At 43.1% G+C, this 22,878-nt stretch carries 24 protein-coding genes and 1 riboswitch; of the genes, 3 read left to right on the top strand and 21 right to left on the bottom strand.

Annotation, left to right across the window (positions count from 1 at the left end):
• Window positions 1-200 precede the first annotated feature (200 nt).
• On the bottom strand, window positions 201-782 hold the full coding sequence (locus AS888_RS22550; RefSeq protein ID WP_061144318.1) for an ECF transporter S component: 582 nt from the start codon (window positions 780-782) through the stop codon (window positions 201-203).
• Between the two features lie 166 nt (window positions 783-948).
• Window positions 949-1,085, bottom strand: a riboswitch (FMN riboswitch).
• A 292-nt stretch (window positions 1,086-1,377) separates the two neighbouring features.
• Window positions 1,378-1,503, bottom strand: a complete 126-nt coding sequence (locus AS888_RS26975) for a hypothetical protein (protein WP_260320337.1) — start codon at window positions 1,501-1,503, stop codon at window positions 1,378-1,380.
• A gap of 212 nt (window positions 1,504-1,715) precedes the next feature.
• Between AS888_RS26975 and serA the strand changes: the two genes are divergently transcribed.
• A complete protein-coding gene (serA, locus tag AS888_RS22555; RefSeq protein WP_061144319.1) occupies window positions 1,716-3,290 on the top strand; it encodes a phosphoglycerate dehydrogenase in 1,575 nt (524 codons plus the stop codon).
• A 64-nt stretch (window positions 3,291-3,354) separates the two neighbouring features.
• On the opposite strand, the gene AS888_RS22560 is transcribed toward serA, so the two are convergent.
• The 18 genes from AS888_RS22560 to AS888_RS22645 form a co-directional block, all read right to left on the bottom strand.
• Entirely contained in the window at window positions 3,355-4,569 is a 1,215-nt protein-coding gene (locus AS888_RS22560) for a hypothetical protein (RefSeq protein WP_061144320.1), read from the bottom strand.
• Entirely contained in the window at window positions 4,535-5,095 is a 561-nt protein-coding gene (gene sigX / locus AS888_RS22565) for an RNA polymerase sigma factor SigX (protein ID WP_061144321.1), read from the bottom strand. Before sigX ends, AS888_RS22560 begins: the two co-directional genes overlap by 35 nt.
• A 224-nt stretch (window positions 5,096-5,319) precedes the next feature.
• A complete protein-coding gene (locus AS888_RS22570; protein ID WP_061144322.1) occupies window positions 5,320-7,107 on the bottom strand; it encodes an ATP-binding protein in 1,788 nt (595 codons plus the stop codon).
• Window positions 7,104-7,820 (bottom strand): response regulator, encoded by a 717-nt coding sequence (locus AS888_RS22575; RefSeq protein ID WP_061144323.1) that lies wholly within the window; start codon window positions 7,818-7,820, stop codon window positions 7,104-7,106. Before AS888_RS22575 ends, AS888_RS22570 begins: the two co-directional genes overlap by 4 nt.
• 293 nt (window positions 7,821-8,113) lie before the next feature.
• Window positions 8,114-9,292 (bottom strand): c-type cytochrome biogenesis protein CcsB, encoded by a 1,179-nt coding sequence (gene ccsB / locus AS888_RS22580; protein ID WP_061144324.1) that lies wholly within the window; start codon window positions 9,290-9,292, stop codon window positions 8,114-8,116.
• Window positions 9,285-10,934 carry a cytochrome c biogenesis protein ResB gene (gene resB / locus AS888_RS22585; protein ID WP_061144325.1) on the bottom strand — a complete coding sequence of 550 codons (1,650 nt, stop codon included), beginning with the start codon at window positions 10,932-10,934 and terminating at the stop codon, window positions 9,285-9,287. The genes ccsB and resB overlap by 8 nt, the downstream gene beginning before the upstream one ends.
• A gap of 18 nt (window positions 10,935-10,952) precedes the next feature.
• Window positions 10,953-11,483, bottom strand: a complete 531-nt coding sequence (resA, locus tag AS888_RS22590) for a thiol-disulfide oxidoreductase ResA (protein ID WP_061144326.1) — start codon at window positions 11,481-11,483, stop codon at window positions 10,953-10,955.
• Between the two features lie 205 nt (window positions 11,484-11,688).
• The gene (gene rluB / locus AS888_RS22595; RefSeq protein WP_061144327.1) at window positions 11,689-12,429 is read right to left on the bottom strand and encodes a 23S rRNA pseudouridine(2605) synthase RluB; all 741 of its coding nucleotides are present in this window, start codon (window positions 12,427-12,429) and stop codon (window positions 11,689-11,691) included.
• A gap of 315 nt (window positions 12,430-12,744) precedes the next feature.
• Window positions 12,745-13,284, bottom strand: a complete 540-nt coding sequence (locus tag AS888_RS22600; protein WP_185113154.1) for a spore maturation protein — start codon at window positions 13,282-13,284, stop codon at window positions 12,745-12,747.
• Between the two features lies 1 nt (window position 13,285).
• Entirely contained in the window at window positions 13,286-13,879 is a 594-nt protein-coding gene (locus AS888_RS22605) for a nucleoside recognition domain-containing protein (protein WP_061144328.1), read from the bottom strand.
• A complete protein-coding gene (locus AS888_RS22610) occupies window positions 13,872-15,032 on the bottom strand; it encodes a D-alanyl-D-alanine carboxypeptidase family protein (protein WP_061144329.1) in 1,161 nt (386 codons plus the stop codon). The genes AS888_RS22605 and AS888_RS22610 overlap by 8 nt, the downstream gene beginning before the upstream one ends.
• 332 nt (window positions 15,033-15,364) lie before the next feature.
• Window positions 15,365-17,011: an FAD-dependent oxidoreductase gene (locus AS888_RS22615; RefSeq protein WP_061144330.1), complete on the bottom strand. Its 1,647-nt coding sequence runs from the start codon at window positions 17,009-17,011 to the stop codon at window positions 15,365-15,367.
• Between the two features lie 115 nt (window positions 17,012-17,126).
• Complete coding sequence (gene ahpC, locus AS888_RS22620) at window positions 17,127-17,690, bottom strand: alkyl hydroperoxide reductase subunit C (RefSeq protein ID WP_061144331.1); 564 nt, start codon at window positions 17,688-17,690, stop codon at window positions 17,127-17,129.
• A gap of 437 nt (window positions 17,691-18,127) precedes the next feature.
• Window positions 18,128-19,003, bottom strand: coding sequence for a superoxide dismutase (locus AS888_RS22625; RefSeq protein WP_061144332.1), 876 nt, complete (start codon window positions 19,001-19,003; stop codon window positions 18,128-18,130).
• A gap of 123 nt (window positions 19,004-19,126) precedes the next feature.
• Complete coding sequence (locus AS888_RS22630; protein WP_061144333.1) at window positions 19,127-19,612, bottom strand: YpuI family protein; 486 nt, start codon at window positions 19,610-19,612, stop codon at window positions 19,127-19,129.
• Window positions 19,613-19,634: 22 nt separating this feature from the next.
• Window positions 19,635-20,051: a hypothetical protein gene (locus tag AS888_RS22635; protein WP_061144334.1), complete on the bottom strand. Its 417-nt coding sequence runs from the start codon at window positions 20,049-20,051 to the stop codon at window positions 19,635-19,637.
• A 55-nt stretch (window positions 20,052-20,106) separates the two neighbouring features.
• Complete coding sequence (gene scpB / locus AS888_RS22640) at window positions 20,107-20,688, bottom strand: SMC-Scp complex subunit ScpB (RefSeq protein ID WP_061144335.1); 582 nt, start codon at window positions 20,686-20,688, stop codon at window positions 20,107-20,109.
• The gene (locus AS888_RS22645) at window positions 20,675-21,442 is read right to left on the bottom strand and encodes a segregation/condensation protein A (protein ID WP_061144336.1); all 768 of its coding nucleotides are present in this window, start codon (window positions 21,440-21,442) and stop codon (window positions 20,675-20,677) included. Before AS888_RS22645 ends, scpB begins: the two co-directional genes overlap by 14 nt.
• Before the next feature lie 217 nt (window positions 21,443-21,659).
• Here AS888_RS22645 and AS888_RS25365 point away from each other — a divergent pair, with 217 nt between their 5' ends.
• Both AS888_RS25365 and AS888_RS22650 read left to right on the top strand, forming a co-directional pair.
• Window positions 21,660-21,752, top strand: a complete 93-nt coding sequence (locus AS888_RS25365; RefSeq protein ID WP_072273196.1) for a YjcZ family sporulation protein — start codon at window positions 21,660-21,662, stop codon at window positions 21,750-21,752.
• A gap of 159 nt (window positions 21,753-21,911) precedes the next feature.
• Window positions 21,912-22,448 (top strand): DUF309 domain-containing protein, encoded by a 537-nt coding sequence (locus AS888_RS22650; protein WP_061144337.1) that lies wholly within the window; start codon window positions 21,912-21,914, stop codon window positions 22,446-22,448.
• A 28-nt stretch (window positions 22,449-22,476) separates the two neighbouring features.
• On the opposite strand, the gene AS888_RS22655 is transcribed toward AS888_RS22650, so the two are convergent.
• Window positions 22,477-22,821 carry a GNAT family N-acetyltransferase gene (locus AS888_RS22655; RefSeq protein ID WP_061144338.1) on the bottom strand — a complete coding sequence of 115 codons (345 nt, stop codon included), beginning with the start codon at window positions 22,819-22,821 and terminating at the stop codon, window positions 22,477-22,479.
• Window positions 22,822-22,878 lie beyond the last annotated feature (57 nt).

The following is a 22,878-nucleotide window of genomic DNA, read 5'->3' on the forward strand; positions in this document are numbered from 1 at the left end:
GTGCGAGTCACGGGAGACACCGGAGGCTGAAAGCCGAGGAGGCTCCCGGACCGCCCGCGGAAAGCGAGTGCCTGGAGAGGAAACCAACGGCCACATTGTATAACTCATAAAAATAGACAAACTCGATTCTTATCGAGTTTGTCTATTGTCTACAGTCTGAAACCGGATATCTCTATCCGTTTTTTTTATCGTCAATGCCCTTAAGCATTTTTATATATGGTTTGCTTATTGACCCATGTCTGCAATTTAATGAACAGCAACATGAATACAGAGGTGATAAGTAAGCCCTTGATCACATTGAAAGGCAGGATTGCAGCCGTTACGAGCTTCCTTGATTCCGTTGCCGACATGGCATCCCATCCCATAAAGAAGGTGTACGCCGGTAAAAAAACGAAGTAGTTCAGGACACTCATGACTACCGCCATGGAAATGGTGCCCGCAAGCAATGCGAACGTCATTCCTTTTTTCGAATTGAGTTTCTTGAACACATAGTAAGTGGGCAAAACGAATAGGATGCCCGCTAAAAAGTTAGCGATGTGCCCTATTGGTACAACTGTCAGCGTACCTGTCATGATTAAATCCAAGAGGTTTTTAATGAATTCAACCAATATTCCAGCGACCGGGCCAAAAATCAAGGCAGCCATCAATGCGGGAATATCACTAAAATCAACATTTAGAAATGACGGGAATCCCGGAAATGGGAAATTCAAAAGCATCAATAAATATGAAATGCTCCCCATCATGGCCAGTGTGACCGTTTTTTTGACTTTGTTCTTTTTCATAGTTCTCTCTCCTTCTTTTCCGATCTACCTGAAAAAGAGGTTTGGGTTCCATCAACATGCTGATGTGCAATAAAAAACCCTCTAATTCCGATTGAATTAAAGGGATTAATTAAAGGTTACATCAAACAAACGTTCAGCAAATGATTGTTGAAACGCAATCAGGAACCTCCATCTTCTCCCATCCAGACTATACTGTCGGCTTTGGAATTGCACCAAATCCTGCCCCGAAAGGCTCGCGGGCTTAGAAGAAGCTTTTTCTTCATCACCGCCGGTGGGGAATTGCACCCCGCCCCGAAGATAGACCTATAAAATTTTTTGTTTCCTTCCGTTACCGAAAGGATTAAGTGGCTTTACATCGGTATTTTATGCGTATGGGGGATTTTATGTGTTTTTCAACAGTCCCTTGAGAACTCGTTTTTCCTGCCAAGTTTCCCTACCCATAGCCTACCGTTTTAATTCCACCTAATTTACTTGAGTTTAACATGTAATTGAAAAAATGCAAGAAATAAATTCCTGATTTCATCCGCTTTTTCATTCAATTCAACCCAATTTACTTAATTTGCAACCCACGTTTATTACTTTAAACGGGAATTGGCTAAGGGCCCATATACCTGCCTTCATCCTCACTTAATGATTCCTTGAATTTCTTTGGTTCCAGCAAAAGTTCTTTCGAACCAATTTCAGCAGTGGGGAGTTGCCTTTGCAATTCGTTGATTTCCATTGCAAGCATTCTCTTTAGCGGTGCATCCAAACTTAATGGATGCAATTCTTTTTGCTTATATAGTTTTCTATGTTAAAACCGATGATATGGCGTACGTAAGCTGCCAACCTAAGAGCTAACACAATTAATGATCCCAAATTGACATCCTCCATCGTTAAATTGTAAAATTAACTGAAATTTAAGATAATTATCCACTAGGAAGGTGTGTAGTCATGTATCGAATTTTAGTAGCAGATGCTATCCAACAAGAAGGACTCGGTCCGCTATCAGGGGCATCCAATATTTTTCTCATTCAAAAGACGGTAGAGGAAGCAGCAAACGAACTTGAACAGATTGATGCTATCCTTGTAAGAAGCGCAACGCAGGTCTCGGTAGATTTAATGAACAGGATGCCTCATTTAAAAATCATCGCCCGCGCAGGTGTAGGCGTCGATAACATTGACATCCCCGCTGCAACGAAGCGCGGAATCTTAGTGGTTAATGCGCCTGACGGCAATACCATTTCTACAGCTGAACATACTTTTGCCATGATGGCTTCACTTATGCGCCACATCCCTCAGGCAAACGCCTCACTGAAGGATGGGGAGTGGAAGCGTTCTTCCTACACAGGTACGGAACTCCGCGGCAAAACATTGGGCATTGTTGGATTTGGACGTATTGGAGGCGAAATTGCCAAGCGCGCTAAAGTGTTTGGCATGGATGTCATTGTATATGATCCATTCCTGACCGCTGATCGTGCCAAGAAAATGTCCGTAACATCCTTGCCCTTGAATGAATTGCTTCCTAAAGCAGATATCATTACTGTACATACTCCACTAACCGCTGAAACGAGGGGGTTAATCAATAAAGAAAAATTGAACACTTGTAAAAAAGGCGTTTATGTATTGAATTGTGCCCGCGGCGGAATTCTCGACGAAGATGATTTATACGAAATGATCGTTAAAGGTCATGTAGCCGGCGCTGCGCTGGATGTTTTCGTCGAAGAGCCCCCGCTTGGCCATAAACTGCTCGAACTTGATCGTGTCATTGCCACGCCTCATCTGGGTGCATCCACGAAGGAAGCCCAATTGAATGTGGCCGTACAGGTCGCACAGGAAGTATTGACCTATTTCGAGGGAAATCCAGTCTCAAGTTCCATCAACCTGCCAGCCATTTCCAAAGAAGTGTTTGAGAGGGTCCAGCCCTTCTATCAACTCGTCCAGCAAATGGGATCGATTGCTTCACAGTGCATGAAAGAAGGAATTCAAGAAATTTCGGTAACCTACGCAGGAGAATCACTCGACTTTGATACCGCGATTCTGACAAAAAGTTTAATTTCAGGTTTCTTCAAATCTAGAGTTGACGCATCGGTCAATGAGGTGAATGCCCTGCTGGTCGCAAAAGAGCGCGGCATCACAGTCGGGGAAAAAATCTCCACGGACCCCTTAGGATATGCGAACTTGATCAGCCTGAAGGTCAAGGGGGATAACCGGGAATTAACGATCAGCGGTACGTATATCGAAAATTACGGATCACGGATCGTGAATTTGAATGGTTTCAAAATCGACTTTCATCCGGAACCACATTTACTGTATATCCAGCATACAGATAAACCTGGAGTAATCGGAAACGTAGGGAAGATCCTAGGAGATCACGAGGTGAACATCGCCACGATGCAGGTAGGCCGTAAAGAAGCTGGAGGGGAGGCCATCATGGTATTAAGCTTTGATGCCCCGCTCGAGGATAATCTCAAACAAGTCTTGATGGAAACAAAAGAGATCACCTTTATGGCCCGCATATCCTTATAAAAAAGCAAAAGCGCCTGCAACATGGGCGCTTTTGCTTTTGTCCTGATAGAAAATAGCCTTCGTCTCAATTCATTTGGTTAGGTGCCCTCGGCACTGTTATCTCGCCTGTTAAATCCAGATGCCCCACTTTTTCGATCGAAGCATTTTCGAACTTCACTGTTTCATAGCCAAAATCCTTTGCAATGAAAAGGATCGCTTCTATGGCTTGAAGATTCCGCTCACTATCTTCCGTAATCATATTTTCTGCTAAATGAACGGTCACATGACTTCCTTTAGACTTAATCCGTTCCCATTCCAGGTCTTTTGGGATGGCAGGTGATATTCCTTTTAATTCGGACTGCCTTTTTCCCGCTTGCAGCGCTGCGGCAAACTCCTGATAATGGACAGTGCTTGGGACGAGCAGCTTTGGAGAGGATTGATTTTTTTGGTAAAGGCGGTAAGTTCGGCGTTTATGTTCGGGTATATCAAGCTTCTCTAAGAAACCTGCATGCAAAAACCTCGCCCCTTGCTTACCATCTGTAGCAAAAGTCATCTTCGTTATATTATTATAGGAAAGGGTCTCTTCCATGGAAGAGAGAAAAAGTTCATCCTCATCCAATAGTGGACTACCTTCTCGAAACTCAAGGTGAGCAGTCTTCCTATCGCTGCCTTCACTAATCGTTACATCAAGCGGAAAATAGTCAGATAAACCATATCGCTCTTCATCGACCTTGGACATTTGCTTGACCATCCGGTTCAGTGTATCCGATTCGTCAAAGGATCTAAGCTTGAAGGAAACAGGGACGATGACATTCATTTGATCATCAGGAATGCCCAGCGTAATGACCGAGACATTTTTCAGGTCATTCTCGTAAATCGCATGTGCAAACGTTTTTTCCTGACTTTCATTAAAAGGTTCGATATCCAATTCCTCGTCTTTAGCTTCCATTTCGTCATGGTTGCCCGAAAGCGTTTGGTTTTCCTGGATATCTCCCGAGCTGCTTTCTTTCGATTTAGCTCCATAATCTGCTGATTCCTTACTTTCAGTAACGGATAACTTCCGGCTGCCGTCACTTTTTTCCGGACCCACTCCCCCATCTTTTCCAGTCATCAATGCTGACGCCACAACAATCATCAGGAATAGGGAGGCAACGCCAGCCAATAGATGTAATGAGCGTTTCTTTTTCTTTTTATCATATATTCCCGCCATTACTTCTGCCTTGGTTCTGTCATCCTTCATTTTTGGAAGCTCGCGTAGCATGTCTTCAATTTCTTTTTCGTTCCAACGGGATTTTCTCAATGCCGCGCGCCTCCTTCCCTGATAAATCTTCCATCAGCTTTTTGATTACCTTGATGGCACGGTGCTGGGTCGTTTTTACCTTACTTTCACTCCAGTTCAATATCTCAGCGGTTTCCGTTATCGACATCCCCTGTATATAGCGAAGAATGATGACGGACCTTTGATTTGTGGTGCATCGGTTCAAGCATTGATAAAGGGCTTGGATATCATCATTCAAGATTGCCACTTCTTCAGGAATCGGCTGGGTATCCTCAATCGATTGCCGATCCCAATCAAAGTTGGCAAAAATTTTATCCTTCCATCCTTTTTGCTTACGGAAATGATCGATCGTCACATTTCTTGCGATGGAATACATCCAGGTTTTTTCACTGCTTTTACCTTCGAATTGTTCATAGGCCTTCATGATGCGGATATAGACCTCTTGTACAAGATCCTCGGCCGTTTCTCGATTTTTAGTCATATAATAAATGAATTGATAGATTTCATGATGATATTTTTCATAAAGATCGTGGAAAACGGAATTCATCATTTCCCCACATCCGTTCATAAATATAGTCGTCAAACTTGAATGAAAAGTTACATAAACCCGCTTCATTCTTATTATAACTTTGAACCAATTTCCACATATCCGGCATTTTTTCTTGGATCACGCCTGAGAAAAAAAACAAAGGCAGGTTGGAATTTCGTCCACATGCCTTTGTTTTTCACCGTTTCTCATGAAACAAGATTTTCTGGCAAACTCTCCGTTAATCATTCAGTATTTTCCATGATTCGAGGCAGGATAAAACTGAATGTTGTCCCTTTATCCGGTAAACTGTTCACCGAAATGTAGCCATCATGGGCATTGATGATATTTTTTGCGATTGCCAATCCCAATCCCGTGCCTGACCGGCCGCGGGTCCTTGCTTTATCCGCTTTGTAAAATCTTTCGAATACAAAAGGCAAATCCTCTTCTGGAATACCCGATCCGGAATCCCTAACATCTATGACCAGCCCTCTTCGATCACTGGTCCTTTGAATGACATCAATATTACCTCCTGAAGGAGTATGGCGGATCGCATTATCAATCAAGTTCGTCAAGACTTGTTCAATACGATCCGGATCGAAGTGCCATTCAATATCACTGTCTTGGAGGTTCGTGGATATGGAGATTCCCTTTTCCTTGGCCAGCACGGAAAACTTGCTGGTAATCCTTTTCAAGTAGGAAGAAATGGGAACACGCTCGTAGCTAAGATTCATTTTTCCCGATTCCAATTTAGCCAAGTCAAGTAAATCATTGACTAAACGTCCCATCCTCAAGGACTCATCATAAATGATGCGGGCCATTTCCATCTTTTCCTCTTCGCTGCTGGCTATGTCATCAACGATCGCTTCACTATATCCTTGCAACATGGAAATCGGCGTTCTCAGCTCATGGGAAACATTTGCAATGAAATCGGTTCTCAGTTTATCCATCCGCCTTTCATCACTCATATCCCGGATGATGGCCACAGCACCCCTGATATTGTCGGGATTGGTATATAGGGGACTGACAATCAAGCCCCAGTCACGGCCCTGCAACGTAATTTCCCCGACCTGCTCCTTATCCAGAGACTCGGATTCATCAAACAAGTTCATCAGCACCAACGGGACATTCACATTATCTTCCCGATTATAGCCCTTCTCGAAGTACCAGGATTGCAGGAACCTTTCGGCTGGCGGATTGGTCTCAAGGATCGTACCATCTTTATTGAAGGTGATGACCCCATCTGCCATACTGCTTAGAATGCTTGAAAGGTGCTCCTTTTCCTGGCTGAGCGCATTCATATTGAATTTCAGCTGCTTTCTCATCTGATTGAACGCTATCGCCAGCTCGCCGATTTCATCTTGTGTCAGGATCGGAACCTTTGTATCAAATTTCCCTCGTGCGATGGCCAGTGCAGCTTCCCTCATCTTCACCAATGGAGCATTTATTCTGGTAGATAAAAAGAAGGCAAAAAACGTCGTCAAAATAATGGCGATCCCGGCGGCCAATAAAATGAACTGTGTCGTCGATTTAGTCGTTTCTTCCATGGACTCCAACGATTGAAATAGGAATACTTCGTCCTGTTCGCCATTCAACTCCAGCGGCACGCCTACAACGATTGCGGATAATTCCTGATCCTTATCGTCGGATAGCGCCATTTCCTTTTTCACGGTCTTCCTTTCCGTAAAAACTTTAAGCAATTCGGAGTCCGCCTTGATGGATTGCGGCGTTATTTCAACCTCGTTGTCACCAATGGATGAGAACACCATTTTATCATCGTTCAAAATGATCATTTTCGTTTCATTGCCTATCAGCTCCGAAGCTATTTGCAAAACATCCGCATGAGACCCTTGATGGTCATTTGTCACCTTGATGATTTGTTCAGCCGTCTTCGTCAAGTCGTTTTCGATATTTTCAATTTGGAAATTCTCAAAGAATTCGACGAGCAGGACGGTCAAAACGATCAATACAAAGGACACAAGCAATAGGATCGTCGCCCACAGCTTCCCTACAACACTGCCCCATAGCATCAGTCATTAATGACTTCGAACTTGTAACCGACACCCCAAACCGTAACAATCATCTTGGCTGCATTTTCCGATATTCGGTTTAGTTTTTCACGTAAGCGTTTTACGTGTGTGTCGACAGTTCGAAGATCTCCAAAGAATTCATAGTGCCACACTTCTTTTAACAACTGCTCCCGATCGAAAACTTTATCAGGGGATTTGGCCAGGAAATATAATAATTCATATTCCTTAGGAGTTAAAGAAACCTCTTTGTCATCGGCAAGCACCCTATGGGCATCATTATCTATGGTTAAATGGGAAAAAACGATCACATCTTTTGCCGTCGTTTCCGTCTGAACGTAACTCGTGCTTGAAGAACGGCGCAATAAAGCTTTGACCCTTAACACGACTTCACGGGGACTGAACGGTTTCACGATATAATCATCGGTCCCCACTTCGAACCCTTGTACCCGGTTCACTTCTTCCCCTTTAGCAGTCAGCATGATGATCGGCGTCGTCTTCTTTTCCCTCAGCTCTCGGCAAACTTCGATTCCATCCTTACCGGGCATCATAATATCCAATAAAATCAAATCATAGTCAATTTCGAGGGCTTTCGTTAATGCTACATCACCATTTTCCGCTTCATCGATTATGTATTCCTCTCTTTCCAAATACATCTTTAATAATCGGCGAATTCTTTCCTCATCATCCACCACGAGAATTTTAATCGCATTATACATTATGTAATCAGCCTCCTATCCTATATTCTACAAAATGAATACTTCGATGACTAATATTATTTCCATCCAAAGTATGATAAAACGGCGATTCCGCTTCACTACCACGGACATTTCACCATTTTGTCACATTAATCGGCTGTATGCATGGTTCGAGAAATGGTCATGCACTTCACCGCGTGATCCTTTTTTATTGGGCGCTATAGAAAAAGGGATCATTCTCTAGAAAATTCGATCATCCATCTTCTCGAATTTCTATCAAAAGACCCCCTTCAGCTACATATTACAATACAGAATCATGCGTATGAATGCAAACCGGCAATTACCAGATTAACGAATATCAAATTGAATATCATGATGGCGAAACCAATGACGGCAAGCCAAGCTGATTTTTCCCCTTGCCATCCTTTTGACATGCGCAGATGCAAGAATGCTGCATAAAACAACCAGGTTATAAGCGCCCAGACCTCTTTTGGATCCCAACCCCAGAACCTTGTCCATGCCACTTGTGCCCAAATCATGGCAAAAACGAGGGCACCGAGTGTAAAGATTGGAAAACCGATAAGGACCGAACGGTAACTGATCTCGTCCAACAGGCTCAAATTCACATTTTTAACGATTGGCTTTATCAAGGCCGCTACCCTTCTGCGAGTTATCAATCTTATCAGACCGTAAAGAACGATCCCGGCTCCTGTAGACCAAATGACTGTATTCAGTTTTTTGGCATTGATGATCGCAGGCATGCTTACAAGCGGCTCAAGCCGATCCTGCTCGATCAGTTTCCCTTCATGGGGCCCCACTAACGCAGGCAGGTTGAATTCCTGCTTGTCCGCTGCACCCTTTTTATCGATCCAATCGAAATTCGCTTTGTAATCCGTTGCTGCAAAGGTAGAAGTGATGATGACAAAACCGATGGTGCTGACTAACGTGAACATGATGACCTCAAGCCAGAACGTTCTTTTACTGGCATGTGTTTGATCGACGAATTTAACTAAATAGATGATGGCTGCCACGAAGCTGATCGCAAGTATCGACTGTCCCGCTGCTGCAGTCGTAACATGAATATGAAGCCAATCACTCTGCAATGCAGGGATGAGCGGTGATATTTCGGTCGGGAACATACTGGCATAGGCAATGATCAATAACGCAATCGGTAAAGCGAATAACCCAAGTGCGGGTGTTTTATAAAGGAAGTAAATTAATATGAATGCACCGACCAGCATCATTCCGAAAAAGGTCGTGAATTCGAACAGATTACTTACAGGGGCGTGGCCTGCAGCAATCCATCGAGTGATGAAATAGCCAATTTGCGCAGCGAAACCAAGAATGGTGACGGAAATGGCAAGCATAGCCCATTTATTTTGTTTCTTTTCCTCCGCTCCCCGTTTATCCTTTATCGCCCCCCCAAACAAGAAAGTGGCGAGTAAGTATAGTATGAAAGCTGCATATAAAAAGTTACTGCTCATTTCAGCCATTTAAAACTTCCCCCTTAGTAGAAGATTTCTCCTCTTCAAGTTGATCTGTTGGTTCAGAAAGAGATGTCGATTCTATCGCTTTTTTGATATCTCTTTTAATGCCGTGCCAGTTTTTGTTCGTATGGCCGGCCATTACTATCTCATCCTGCTTCCTTTTGATCCAGATACGGCGGTGATTCCAATACGAGCCTTGGACCACACCCACCATGAAGATGATTCCCCCAGTGAAAAGAATCCAGAGCGTTAAATCCTTCCGAACGGTCAAGGCCGTGACATCTTGTGTTTCCACACCGTTGAAAGCCATTTTGTACGTGTTTTCACCTAATGGCTCGGCAGTCTCTTTAATCGCCACGAAACTGACTTCCCCCTCAGGCTTATCCGGTGTATGCATTTTAAAGATAAATGCTGGATTATTCGGAATCTTCGATATCGTCCTCGGTTCGCCTTTTTCATCAAACTCGAAATCAGGGAAGTAACTGATCAGATCTACGGAATAGCCCTCATTCAACTCGTATTTCTTTTGCGGATCATTCAAATCGATCTTCACACTGCCAAATTTCTCTTCCGTTTTTTTGTTGATCAAATTAAAAGACATCGTACTGAGCTCATCCAGCTTATAATCTACTTGATAGAGGGAGTAATGATCATGTTTCAGAGGTTCATTGACTTTGATTTTATAATCTTTAATCTTTTCAAGGCCGACTTTCTCCCCTGGTAAAGCATCCCCCTTGCGTCCATAGAGCGTAACATCGGATTGATAGGTTTTGGCTATCGTACCGGTCTTATCGATGGCGGCGCTGTATTGCTCGTCCTCTTTGTTGCCTTTATCATAAACCTCTAAGGTGAATTCGTTATTCTGGAGATAGTATTCGCCATTCGTGCCAGGAATCTCTTTTCTCTCTCCTTCCCTGAGCCAAACGACTTTATCGATATACATGCCCGGGACGGAACGCAGTAAGGCACCCATTAAAAAAATGATAAGTCCGATATGATTAACATAGGGTCCCCACCGTGAAAACCTGTTCTTTTCGGCAAGTATATGGCCGTTCTCCTCACGAATATGATAACGCTGCCTTTTCAGTTCAGCCTTTACTTTATCCAGATCGATATCCTGATCATCAAGCTTTGTTACCCCATATATCCTCTGCCGCTTCATGAACCCGTCATGCCGGGTGACCCCTTGTTTTTTTAATGAACGATATAAAGGAAAGAAACGATCGATACTGGCAACCAGCAGTGATATGCCCAGCATGCCGATTATGAGCAAATACCACCATGAACTATACAAATTATGAAATCCAAGCTCATAATACAACTTTCCGAACCAGCCGTATTCCAGTTCATAATGCTCTGCCGGCGTAGCCGTAGAAGGAATATACATTTCCTGCGGTAAAATCGTACCGATGGCTGAAGCGATCAAGGCAATGACGATGAGCGACACCCCCACCTTGACGGATGAAAAAAAGTTCCATATTTTATCAATGATCGTTTTCTTGTAGGTTTGCGAACGCCTCGCACTTCCTTCATAGCGCATATCGATAAGCTTATTTTCTTTTTCACTGCTAAGCACCATGCCGCACTTTCCACAAATCTCCGTGCCAAACGGATTTACATGACCACAATCGCATTTTACTTCTTTCATGTCAAAAACTCCCCAGTATTATGGTTTGATTCTCTCCATATGCTTTTGGATGCTCTCTTCTGTCAAAGCTCCGGTAATGATATCTATCACTTGTCCCTCTTTATCAATCAAAAAAGTAACGGGTAATATATCCACGCGATAAGCATTTTCCACTTCCCTGCCTTGATCGATCATGACTGGAAAGGTAAGATCATGCTTTGTGATGAAATTATCGACAGCATAATCGGATTCCCCGACGTTGACCGCCAATACCTCCACACCCTGGTCTTTATAGTTTTGATATTGATGCTCCATATACGGCATTTCATATTCACACGGCTTACAATATGTACCCCAAAAATTCAGGAAAACACCTTTCCCTTTATAATCGGACAGTTTATGTTCTTTGCCTTCCATATCGGTCAAAACGAAATTGGGGGCATCTGATCCTTTTCTAAGACTTTCATTCTTATCTTTAGTGAAGTTCGTATAAAGGGCAAACACTAAAGCTGCACCTAACAACAGAAGAATGATGGTTCTGCTTATTAAGCGTCGCTTCTTTTTTTCCATAGAAATCCTCCTAAGGCAACACTAAATTTAACCCTACCATTATACCATTTAACACCATGTCATTTTTTTGCATTTCCGAAGGTTTTGTGACATTCATTACCGTAGCATGAAAGAAAAGGTATTTACAGGTTGTTTTCCACCACCCCCTCTTCACAGGGAAAAATGGAGTAGTGGTTTCAACCTATTAATACAAGTAAAATCTTGCTTACATCCTTCTTTGTTTAGGGTCGGTCGATGCCATGGTGCGCATCAATTTGACCTCATGCGGAGTCAACTCCCGGGAATCTCCAGCGGTTAAGCCGTCCAAGGTCAAAAATCCGTATTGTTCCCGCTTCAATTTAATCACGGGATGGCCGATCGCTTCGAACATGCGGCGTACCTGTCTGTTCCTGCCTTCATGTATCGTGATTTCAACGATGGCCGTTTCCTTTTTCTTGTCGGTCGACAATACCCTGGTTTTGGCTGGAGCTGTCTTGCCATCTTCCAGCTTGATGCCTTTTTCTAGCTTTTTCAAGCTCTCACGAAGAGGCATCCCCTTCACTTTTGCCACATACACTTTATCCACTTCATGCTTGGGATGCATCAATGTGTTTGCAAATTCTCCATCATTGGTCAATACAAGCAAACCTGAAGTGTCGTAATCCAACCGGCCAACCGGATAAATCCTTTCATTGATGTAAGGGAAATAGTCCGTTACGACCTTTCTATTCTTATCATCCGAAACGGCCGAGATGACGCCGCGCGGTTTATAGAAGAGGAAATAAACAGGAGCTTCTTTTTCAAGCGGGACTTCATTGACCTCGACCTTATCATTGGGACCCACCTTCACACCCAATTCCTTCACTATTTTGCCGTTCACTTTTACCTTACCTTCCAAAATCAACTCTTCTGCTTTACGGCGGGAAGCCAGTCCAGCATGTGCTATCACCTTTTGTAATCGTTCCATCTATCTTCACCTCATAGTTTAATCATTGGTTTGTCATTGTCTACAAATACACAATCATACAATTATTACATATGGAGTGACAAAAACAAAAGGTTTTTCGCGATAATGAACTTTTCTTTTCATATTGCACCAATAATGGGACAGTTAAATGGGTTGGTTTCCATAATGAGTGTAACATAGCTTTTTTTTCCATACAAAAAAATATTCCTTTTTGAGAGGAGTTTGAACTCATAAAAAAAACCAGGCCCGAACTAGGGGGTCATTTATCCGAAAAAAGACAAAAAAAAAGAAATGGGACGCCCATTTCCTTGATCTTTAATTCATTCCGAAAACGAGTGTAACGACGATGACGGCGGCGATGATTCCGATTAAATCCGCCAAGAGGCCGACCTTCAGGGCGTCGCCCATTTTTTTGATGCCGACTGCTCCAAAGTAAACGGTCAATACATAGAAGGTGGTGTCCGTGCTTCCCTGAATGGTGGCTGCTAGGCGGCCAACAAATGAATCCGGCCCATAAACCGAAATCAGGTCACTGGTCATGCCCAATGCAGCCGTACCCGATATGGGCCTGATTATCGCAAGAGGTAACACCTCTGACGGAAAATGCAAAAGCGCAAGCAAGGGGTTTACTAATTGGACAAAGTAATCCAAAGCACCAGATGCCCTAAACACCGAAATTGCCACTAACATCCCCACCAAGAAAGGAATGAGGGAAAAGGACATGTTAATTCCTTCTTTCCCCCCCTCGACGAAGGTTTCATAGGTCGGGACTCTTTTCAGTGTACCGTACAGCAATACGGAGAGAATCAAAAGCGGTATCATCCAAATCGAAATGGTGGTCATCCAATGCAACATTCTATTCCCTCCCGTTCTTTTTTCTCCTGTAATAGAAATATCGATCGATCGCAATTCCTCCGATGGCAGAAATGGCCGTGGCTATTATGGTCGGAAAAACGATGTCGGTTGGTGAATGGGAATCGTAATTCATGCGGATTGCGATGACTGTCGTTGGAATCAACGTTACGCTTGATGTATTGATCGCCAAAAAAGTAACCATCGACCGGCTGACGGTCGCTTTACCGCCATTTAATTTTTTCAGCTGCTCCATGGCTTTTATCCCAAGGGGAGTAGCGGCATTCCCTAGACCGAATGTATTGGCCATCATATTCGAGAGAATATACCCCATGGCAGGATGATTGGGCGGGACTTCAGGAAATAACCATCGCATGAATGGCTTGAACAAGGTGGATAGCTTATCAAGCAGTCCCGATTCCTCGGCAATCTTCATCAAACCAAGCCAAAAAACAAGGATGCTCATCAGGCCCAAACAGAGGGTGACCGCTTCCTTCGCGCTGACAAAAAGGGCTTCATTCACCTGATCCATCGTCCCATTGATCATGCCAAATACAATCCCTATGACGAACATTCCACCCCAGATGTAATTAACCATTGCGTTCTATTCCCAACACCGCTTCGAACATCTCAGCCCAAGATGATTGGAATGATTGCTGCTTGAAGCTCTCTTTTGATTCCCCATAAAAAATCGAGCGCGTACCTATTTTCTTTCCATCAAGATAAATGGAAGCCCTGCCGACCACTTCCGGAATTTTCCGTTTGTCCTCCCAAGCCTTCTTCGGCTTCAGCAATTTCATTTTTACCTTGATCAGGTCGCTTTCTTCCTTTGTCAGTGGGTACGTGAAATCGTTCTTAATGTATACATGTCCTTTATACGTTTTATTTTTCAAGTCCTTTACCGGGCCTTGCGGCAAGATTTCCGTCCGCTTGTACTCCTTAAAAGCGGATTCATACATTTGAATATGATCATTCCAATCATCGGGTCCATTCAATGTCACCGCAATCAAGTCATGACCATTTTTTGTTGCCGTCGTGACCAAGGTGCGTTTTGCCAGTTTCGTATAGCCGGTTTTGCCGCCTGTGCAATACTCATATAATTGTGTAAGAAGGCGGTTCTTGTTCTTCCATACATAATCCCATTGTTCAGTTGAATTGGGGGCCCTATGCACCTTCGTGCCGGCAATCTTTGCATACGTGTCATTTCGCATGGCATAACGAGTCAATATGGCCATGTCATAAGCAGTCGAATAATGGTTTTTCGTATTATCAAGTCCATGTGGATTTGAAAAGTGTGTATTTTTCATGCCAATCTCTTCCGCCTTTTGATTCATCATCCAGACGAACCCATCCAGGCTCCCGCCAACTTTTTCGCTGATTGCAACGGCTGCATCATTTCCTGAACGCAGCATCAGCCCATAAACCAAATCTTCAAGCTTGATCTTTTCTCCTTCTTTTAAATAAAGGGAAGAACCCTCCGTCCCGAAAGCATTGCTGCTTACCTTTACTTTTTCATCCATTTCTCCGGATTCGATGGCGAGAATCGCCGTCATGATTTTTGTGATGCTTGCTATGCGATTCTTCTCATGAGCATTCACTTCATAAATGACCCTCCCGCTTTCCTCATCCATAAGGATCGCACTATGGGCGCTGACGGCTACATTTGCTTTCGCGCTTTGTACAGGTGCCATGAAAGACAACAGGAGAATGACGATACATAAACTCGATAACCCTTTATATGGAAAACGCATGAGTGCCCCCTCGTCTCTTTACTTGTTTTTGTACAAGTTTATGCAGGGGGACAAGTGTTATGATTAAAAAGAATTGAAAGTGGCTGTATAACTCCTACAGGCATACAAAAAAAACGATAGGAGCCCCCATCGTTTTTTTTGTATGCGTTGGACTGCTTTAGGACATGGCAAGGTCCAAAACTGGCCTAACAAAGAGGACTCGTAGAGCCCTGATCTTTAAAATTCAGGCGAACATTCAAAGAGAATTTCAAAAGGGGGACGGAATGTTACATTCCGTCCCCCTTTTATCTACGAACTGAAACGATAGGAGCCCCTATCGAATTATTTTTCTATTATACTAATAATGCAGCGATTTCATCGATTTTCTTGGCACCGAATACGACTTCTTCATCATTGATGATCATAGCCGGAACGCTCATGACTTTATATTTCTTTTTAATTTCCTGGAAATTACTGATATCGACCATTTCCGCTTCAACATTAGGGTTTTCGATTGCAATGCGCTGTGCACCGACCACAACATCCGGACAATAATGACACGCCAATGAAACCATAACCTTAATGTTCGCTTTTTTACTGATTCCTTTAATCGAATTCAATACCGTTGAATCCAAAGCCTGACCAGGACCAGCCAAGTTATAGATGGCCAAGATGAACGAATTCAATTCGTGCCCGCCTGGTACACCGTGGTATTTGACCCCGCTGTATTCACCGCTCGCATTCAGGAGGGAAACGACAGGGAATTTATCAGCATTGATTTTTTCCTCAATTTCCTTATTCTCGCCCTTCGAGAACAACTCAAGATGAAGCTTGTCACCTAGTTCGGCAACATCCAGTAAGAAGTCACGCAATTCCACTGACTTTGGCAAACTTTCATCCACGATGGATACCAATGTAACGTCGCTCTCCATCTTGCCGAAGATTCCCTTCAATTGGCCGCGCAATGCATCACTTAATAATGCGCTCTTCCCAGCCGGGACGGCAGCTTGTTCCTTCTTCGCCGGTTTTTCCACCTCAGGCTCATCCTTGATGCCTAAGCGATCTTTTTCCTCGGCGATATATTTGCCAGCATCCGTTGCCGCAATCGCACCGTCAGATACGGCCGTGATTATCTGGCGCAGGGATTTTGGCCTTAAGTCACCAGCCGCATATACCCCATTCACAGTCGTCTTCATATCATCATCCGTAAGAATGTAACCTGCATGGTCCATTTCGATATGACCGCGGAAGATTTCCGTTTTCGGCTCATATCCTATGAATACAAATACTCCGAATGTATTATCTTCTTCTTTCGCCATATATTCAAATTCCACTTTGGTCTTATTATTGATGAAGCGGGCACTTTGAATCATCCCGTCTCCATATACACCAAGGATTTCCGTATTGAATTTCACTTCAATCTTATCATTTGCCATTACTTTATCCACGATCGACGGGGCACAAGTGAAGCTTGATTCCCGGGCAATTATGGTAACTTTCGTAGCAAAGCGGGTCAGGAAGATGGCCTCTTCGGCAGCTGCATATCCAGCACCGATAACGAAAACCTCCAGCCCATCAAAGAATTCACCATCACACGTTGAGCAATAAGCTACGCCGCGTCCTGTAAATTCCTCTTCACCCGGAAATCCAAGTGTTCTCGGTGAAGCACCTGTTGCGATGATGATCGCGCGGGCATGGTAGTCTCCGCCAAGGGTTTTAACGACTTTTACCTCCCCGGAGAAATCGACGCCCGTAACGTCGGCTTTTGCGAATTCCACGCCAAAGTCTTCATTTTGAAGCTTCATTTCTTCCACTAACCTCGGGCCGGAAATATGGCGGATACCAGGATAGTTGGCTATTTCCGATGTAGTTGCAGCTTGTCCGCCCCCGGTCCCTTTTTCAAGAATGATGGTCTTCAATTTGGCTCTCCCTGCATAAACGCCAGCTGAGAGGCCTGCAGGGCCGCCGCCAATAATCAATAAATCATATATGTTTTTCATTTTTGTGCTCCTTGCTGTAAATTAATTTCGCGTCCATCCGATTATATTGAAAAACAAAAGGCACTTATTTTAGGTAAGTGCCTTTTGCTTTAATGCTGTTTCGTCCCGTTAAAAATTAAAGTTTTCCTACTAGGTCTAAGCTCGGTTCTAATGTATCTTCACCTGGAGTCCATTTAGCAGGGCACACTTTATCTCCATGTTCAGCTACGAATTGTGCAGCTTGCACTTTTCTGACAAGCTCTTCTGCATTACGGCCGATTCCTAGGTCATTGATTTCGTATGCTTTGATTTGTCCTTCTGGGTTGACGATGAAAGTCCCGCGCAGTGCCAGACCGTCTTCTTCAATCAATACACCGAATTGACGGGATAATACGTTTGCTGGGTCAGCTAACATTGGGTATTGGATTTTACCGATTGTATCTGTAGCGTCAGCCCATCCTTTATGGCTGAAATGAGTATCTGTGGAAACGGAGTATACTTCACAACCGATTTCCTTGAATGTTTCATAGTTATCTTGAAGGTCAGCTAATTCTGTTGGACATACGAATGAGAAGTCAGCTGGGTAGAAAAAGAATACAGCCCATTTCCCTTTAACATCTTCAAGTGTAACCTCTTTGAATTCTCCTGCATGGTAAGCTTGTACTTTAAAATCTTCAACTTGTTTGTTAATCAATGACATATTGAATTCCTCCAATGGCTTTTTTTTATCTGCTCCTATTTATAATAATTATTAAATAGAAATTAGTCAATAAATATCCCTTAATAATTTTCATGTTCACAAATTAGTCACAGTTTATATATTGATATACATTTATTGAGTTTATTTACCCAGCGTACATAAAACTGGCTCATTTTATACATTCTCAATACTATCTCAAGGTAATATCGAAACTCAAACTCATTATTTTGAAAGTTGCCACTGCCTCCTTTTCAAACTAATATACTTTCCCAAATGAGAATCAATAGACCCACCAATCAAATGAACCGGCCAGGTCATTCTTTTATAACCTTCCCATTTTCCCCATAAATGATTCGAAATACCAAAGCAAAAAAACCGAACCATCACGGCCCGGCTCCTTTTTTTGCTGATCGCAGCTTCCTTTCATGCTGTTTCCGCTATTGTTTTTTCCAGATAAGCTTCTTCGCCTCGGAGAACCTCACCGCCGTTTGCGGCCAATTCACCACATCCCACCATTTATCCACATAGCTCGCTCGATCATTTTTATATTGAAGGTAATAGGCATGTTCCCACACATCAAGAACAAGGATTGGAATCGTATCCCATTGCGTCAGGACCATATGCAACTCCGATTGTAGAATTTCAAGCCTCCGCGCCCGTGGCGCCCAGACTAAAATTGCCCAGCCAACACCTTCAACCTGTTTGGCCGCTTCGCTAAAATGGCTTTTAAAGGCCGCAAAGCTTCCAAAATCCTTCTCTATCCGTTTAAGTAAATCCCCCTTTGGCTCCCCGCCTCCTCCTGGAATCATTTCTTCCCAAAATAATGTATGGAGATAATGACCCGACCCATGAAAGGCTGCTTCCTTTTCCCAATGCTTCAGCAAGGCATAATCTTTCGTTTCCCTCGCTTTTTCCATCATCAGCTCCGCTTTATTCAAACCGTCAACATAGGATTGATGGTGCTTATCATGATGCAGCCTCATGATTTCCCTCGAAATCGTCGGTTCTAACGCATCATAGGGATAAGGCAATGGTGGGAGTGTATGCTGCCCGATAGGGACGGATTGCCTTTCCTTGCTCCTGAATTCCAAAGCGATTTGTTCAACTTCCGCGTAAACGCGTGACATTTCTTCTTCAATCTCGGCCATATCCTCATAATCCATTTCTTCCTCATCCAAATCCTTGGTCCACTGGGAAAGCCGTTCAATATTTGATAGCAATGACGAATCCGTGATATCGATTTTTTCGAGGTATTCCATGATTTCATCAATCCAATCACTTACCTCTTTGGCATACTCTCTTACTTCAGACATCTTTGCGCCTCCTTGTAGCCTTATTGCACATAAATCATCAACGTATTTTATGTTTCGATTAGGCGGAGATTCCATTTTATGAATAAAAAAAACAGCAAGGCCTGTGAGCCTTGCTGTTTTTTATCATGACTGTAACATTTTCGTGCGGTAGTCCGTTTCATAAAACTCCAACTCTTCACGCATCGACTGGAAACCGCCCTCTAAGGCCTTCAGGATCGATATGATGCTGTCCGGTACGGTTTTGTGGAATTTGATCGAATTCTTTCCTGTGTAAGCCGATCTGCTGTCCTCGAACCAGCGATCTGATTTTGGGGAAAAGTATTCTTCGATACATTGATGATAGACTCGATAAAGCGTTTTTTCGGCTGCAGCCTTATTGAAGTTTTCATTTTTCAGGACGATTTGGCAGGCTTCCAAGCCCTCTTCACAACTGACAAGCATTCTTCTTAAACTAGAAAGGACCCCTTTATAGTACATTTCATCGCCGCTTTTTTCCGCTTGCAGCTTAGAATAGGTCGTCTCATTCATAAATTCCTCTAGCTGAGCCACTGTCACTTCTAAAAAGCTTTTTACATCCTCAAGCTGAGATTTTACCAATGTATTCCCCAACCGTGAACCCTCCTCAAAATGTTTAAGATTGAATATAATAGTCAACAGGTGTTTCTATATCATATGGTTTAGCTTGGTCAATCGATATAAACACTTTCTCCAATTTTTGAAAATCGATATTTTCGAAGTAACCAGCTAACTCTTTTTCTGAATTTATATACAACCGTTTTCGGTTCAACAAGCTTTGATCTCTGAGTAAGCAGACCAGTGCGATGAGATCAGCCATGAAAATCTCTCTTTTTGGGGTTTGGAATACAGGATTGGCATGATAGGGCGTCCATTGCGTGACCATCTCGTCAAAATAACGTAGATAAAGGACATTCAATGCCTTTTCTTCTCCATCCTTTATGTATTGTATAACGGATCGATTAAAAAATTCCTCAGGCGAATTCGACTTTTCCTTTTCAAGCCCAAATCCATTGCATGCAACAATCCTCACCTGCAATCCCCCCGCATTCATTTTTTTCTATATTATCACAATTTAAGGGAAAATGTTATTCGATTGTTTGCTGAAATTTTTCAAAGAATAAATCCGCTTCACCATTTTCAAAGCTTTCATCGGATGGATCGGCAAGAGACGGCAGCTCATCAATGGAATTGAGCCCGAAGTAATCCAAAAATTCCTTTGTCGTACCATACAAATAAGCCCTGCCCGACCCTTCCGCACGGCCGACCTCTTTAATCAAGACTTTCGTGACCAGTGTATGGATCGGACGATCCGTTTTCACACCGCGAATTTCATCGATTTCCGCCCTTGTGATCGGCTGTTTATAAGCAACGATCGCGAGTGTTTCCAAAGCTGCCTGTGATAAGCCTTGGGTGCTTGATGTTTCTACTAGTTTTTTCAAATAATCCGAGTGTTCCTTTTTTGTCGTCATTTGATAAACACCTGCAATTTCGATTACCTGGATCCCGCGTACGTCCGCTACATATTCTTCCTTCAACCCTTCAACGATGTCCGTTGCTTGAAATTCCGTTATATCGAGGACAGAAGCAATCTGTTTGACGGAGAGTCCTTCATCTCCAGCAGCAAACAGCAATGCCTCAAGAATCCCTTTCCAATTAATAACTTCCAACTGTCTCTACACCTTCCTTAGCTCCAATCATGATTTCGGAAAAATTATCTTCCTGTTCAACGATGATTTCATTCAGCTTCATCAGTTCCAGCACCGCCATAAAGGTGATGACGATATGTTCTTTAACCGGTACAGGGAACAGTTCGAAAAAGCTCTTCTTCCCTTTGATCGATTGTAGCTCCAACATGATTTCGTCCATCCGCTTTTCTATCGATATCTCTTGTTTTGTCACTTTCGTGTAAAGCGGCTTTTGTATCTTTTGCCGTCGGAGCAGTTTTTGCAGGGCTCCCAGCATATCATATAGACTTATATTCAATTCCTGTTTATCGCTTTCAGCCTCCTTGGCATACACCGATAAATCACTTGGAGGCTTCGTGAACATCAAGCTGCGTTCTTCCTCCAGCTCTTTGAACTCTTCTGCGGCATGTTTATACTTTTTATATTCTAATAGTTTCTCCACAAGCTCATCCCGTGGATCTTCTTCAAATAGTTCCCCATCTTCATCGATCAACTGTTCATCTTCATGCTTTGGCAGCAGCATTTTACTCTTGATGGCAAGCAGTGTTGCAGCCATTACCAAGTATTCGCTGGCGACATCCAATTCAAGATGCTGCATCGTATGGATGTAACCTAGGTATTGATCTGTAATATCAGCCATCGGAATATCATAGATATCTATTTCCAGGCGATTAATCAAGTGCAGGAGTAAATCCATCGGACCTTCGAACGCATCAACTTTTATATTATAACCCATTAAATTACCCCATTTAAATCTAATTGGCCTAGATCAGGCTCTTTTCTTTTACTATTCAAGTATAGTGGATTGCCGGCCTTTATCCAATAATAATAATTTTGGGACTTAGAAAGTTCTTAAACGGATTTGAAACAATTGGGTCTATGCCCAATCACTTTCTTAAAACCAACATAACCTAGAAATGTAAGAATAGCAGAACACAAAGGAGGTACTCATTATGGGTGCAGGTGGTTTCGGAAACGGCGGCGGATTCGCGTTTATCGTAGTATTGTTCATTTTGTTAGTTATCGTCGGTGCTTCTTGGTGTTAATGGAAGGCTAATGAATCAAGCTGATTGCTTAGCAATCGGCTTTCTTTATTTTCCAAGAAAAAATTCTATGCTACACTTAGACAGATACTTCGAGATTGTTATGCTTTGAAACTGGCATCATGTCCTTATGTGATTCATCAAATAAAAGGGGGGCTCCTAATGAATTACGCGGAAGACTACCTTTCTTTCCTGGTCCATTTCCACGGTTCAAGGGATTACTTCGAATGTCATGAAATTCTCGAGGAATATTGGAAGGAAACCGCCCCAAAGGAGCGTGACTCCCATTGGGTCGGCCTCATCCAAATAGCCGTTGCCCTGTACCATGATCGAAGGGGAAATAAAAAAGGGGCAGCTCGGACAATGGCAAAAGCGATTGCAAATCTCCATGCTAAAAAGCCTGAGCTCCTCAATTTGGGACTTGATCCCGAAAAACTGTTGAAGATGCTCGGCGCTATCCATGAACGGATGCTATCCGGAAGCCCATATGAAAGCATCAGCCTTCCGATTGCCGATCTTCGGTTGATCGAAATATGCCAGTCCATGTGCGTGAAGGAAGGATACATATGGTGCAGGAAAAGCGACATGGGTAATGCAGCTTTAATCCATAAGCATCTGCTCCGTGATCGATCGGATGTCATTTCTGAAAGGGCCCGGCAACTTTCCCTGCGACAATCAAAAACGGAGGACCGCCCTTAAAGGCGGCCCTCCATTCTCACTTTCCCATTCAGACCTCTTCACACCGGTCAAGAAAGCTCTCCGTAAATTCGTTTGCCTTTAATTCCTTGTCAGGATATTGCTCCTTAATAGCCCTGACCATCGTTTTACCGATTCCTTGCTGCCGAAAAGATGGATTTACAGATATATGTTGTATCTCAATGTGTTGTTGAGAAATTTCTATTCCGATCAAACCTGTAATTTCTTCATCTTTCCATAAGAACAGCTGTAGATTATCAGCTGTTTCATAATTCTTCATGGTATTCCGGAGCACTTTTATCTCTTTTTCATTTGGCATGAAAGATAATAATCCCATGGCAAACTTCTCATAGCTTTTCTTATACTTAATCAACATAATATCCCTCGTTACTAAATAACGTTTTTATTATCTACCTGATTCGCTTTGAATTTA

The organism is Peribacillus simplex, from assembly GCF_001542915.1.
Taxonomy (GTDB): domain Bacteria; phylum Bacillota; class Bacilli; order Bacillales; family DSM-1321; genus Peribacillus; species Peribacillus simplex_B.

Coding starts and splice junctions, on each gene's coding strand:
- AS888_RS22550 (WP_061144318.1), bottom strand. CDS start 782: ATGAAAAAGAACAAAGTCAAAAAAACGGTCACACTGGCCATGATGGGG.
- AS888_RS26975 (WP_260320337.1), bottom strand. CDS start 1,503: ATGGAAATCAACGAATTGCAAAGGCAACTCCCCACTGCTGAAATTGGT.
- serA (WP_061144319.1), top strand. CDS start 1,716: ATGTATCGAATTTTAGTAGCAGATGCTATCCAACAAGAAGGACTCGGT.
- sigX (WP_061144321.1), bottom strand. CDS start 5,095: ATGAATTCCGTTTTCCACGATCTTTATGAAAAATATCATCATGAAATC.
- AS888_RS22575 (WP_061144323.1), bottom strand. CDS start 7,820: ATGTATAATGCGATTAAAATTCTCGTGGTGGATGATGAGGAAAGAATT.
- ccsB (WP_061144324.1), bottom strand. CDS start 9,292: ATGGCTGAAATGAGCAGTAACTTTTTATATGCAGCTTTCATACTATAC.
- resB (WP_061144325.1), bottom strand. CDS start 10,934: ATGAAAGAAGTAAAATGCGATTGTGGTCATGTAAATCCGTTTGGCACG.
- resA (WP_061144326.1), bottom strand. CDS start 11,483: ATGGAAAAAAAGAAGCGACGCTTAATAAGCAGAACCATCATTCTTCTG.
- rluB (WP_061144327.1), bottom strand. CDS start 12,429: ATGGAACGATTACAAAAGGTGATAGCACATGCTGGACTGGCTTCCCGC.
- AS888_RS22600 (WP_185113154.1), bottom strand. CDS start 13,284: ATGTTGCATTGGATGACCACCATTTCGATTTGGATGATACCGCTTTTG.
- AS888_RS22605 (WP_061144328.1), bottom strand. CDS start 13,879: ATGGTTAATTACATCTGGGGTGGAATGTTCGTCATAGGGATTGTATTT.
- AS888_RS22610 (WP_061144329.1), bottom strand. CDS start 15,032: ATGCGTTTTCCATATAAAGGGTTATCGAGTTTATGTATCGTCATTCTC.
- AS888_RS22615 (WP_061144330.1), bottom strand. CDS start 17,011: ATGAAAAACATATATGATTTATTGATTATTGGCGGCGGCCCTGCAGGC.
- ahpC (WP_061144331.1), bottom strand. CDS start 17,690: ATGTCATTGATTAACAAACAAGTTGAAGATTTTAAAGTACAAGCTTAC.
- AS888_RS22625 (WP_061144332.1), bottom strand. CDS start 19,003: ATGTCTGAAGTAAGAGAGTATGCCAAAGAGGTAAGTGATTGGATTGAT.
- AS888_RS22645 (WP_061144336.1), bottom strand. CDS start 21,442: ATGGGTTATAATATAAAAGTTGATGCGTTCGAAGGTCCGATGGATTTA.
- AS888_RS25365 (WP_072273196.1), top strand. CDS start 21,660: ATGGGTGCAGGTGGTTTCGGAAACGGCGGCGGATTCGCGTTTATCGTA.
- AS888_RS22650 (WP_061144337.1), top strand. CDS start 21,912: ATGAATTACGCGGAAGACTACCTTTCTTTCCTGGTCCATTTCCACGGT.
- AS888_RS22655 (WP_061144338.1), bottom strand. CDS start 22,821: ATGTTGATTAAGTATAAGAAAAGCTATGAGAAGTTTGCCATGGGATTA.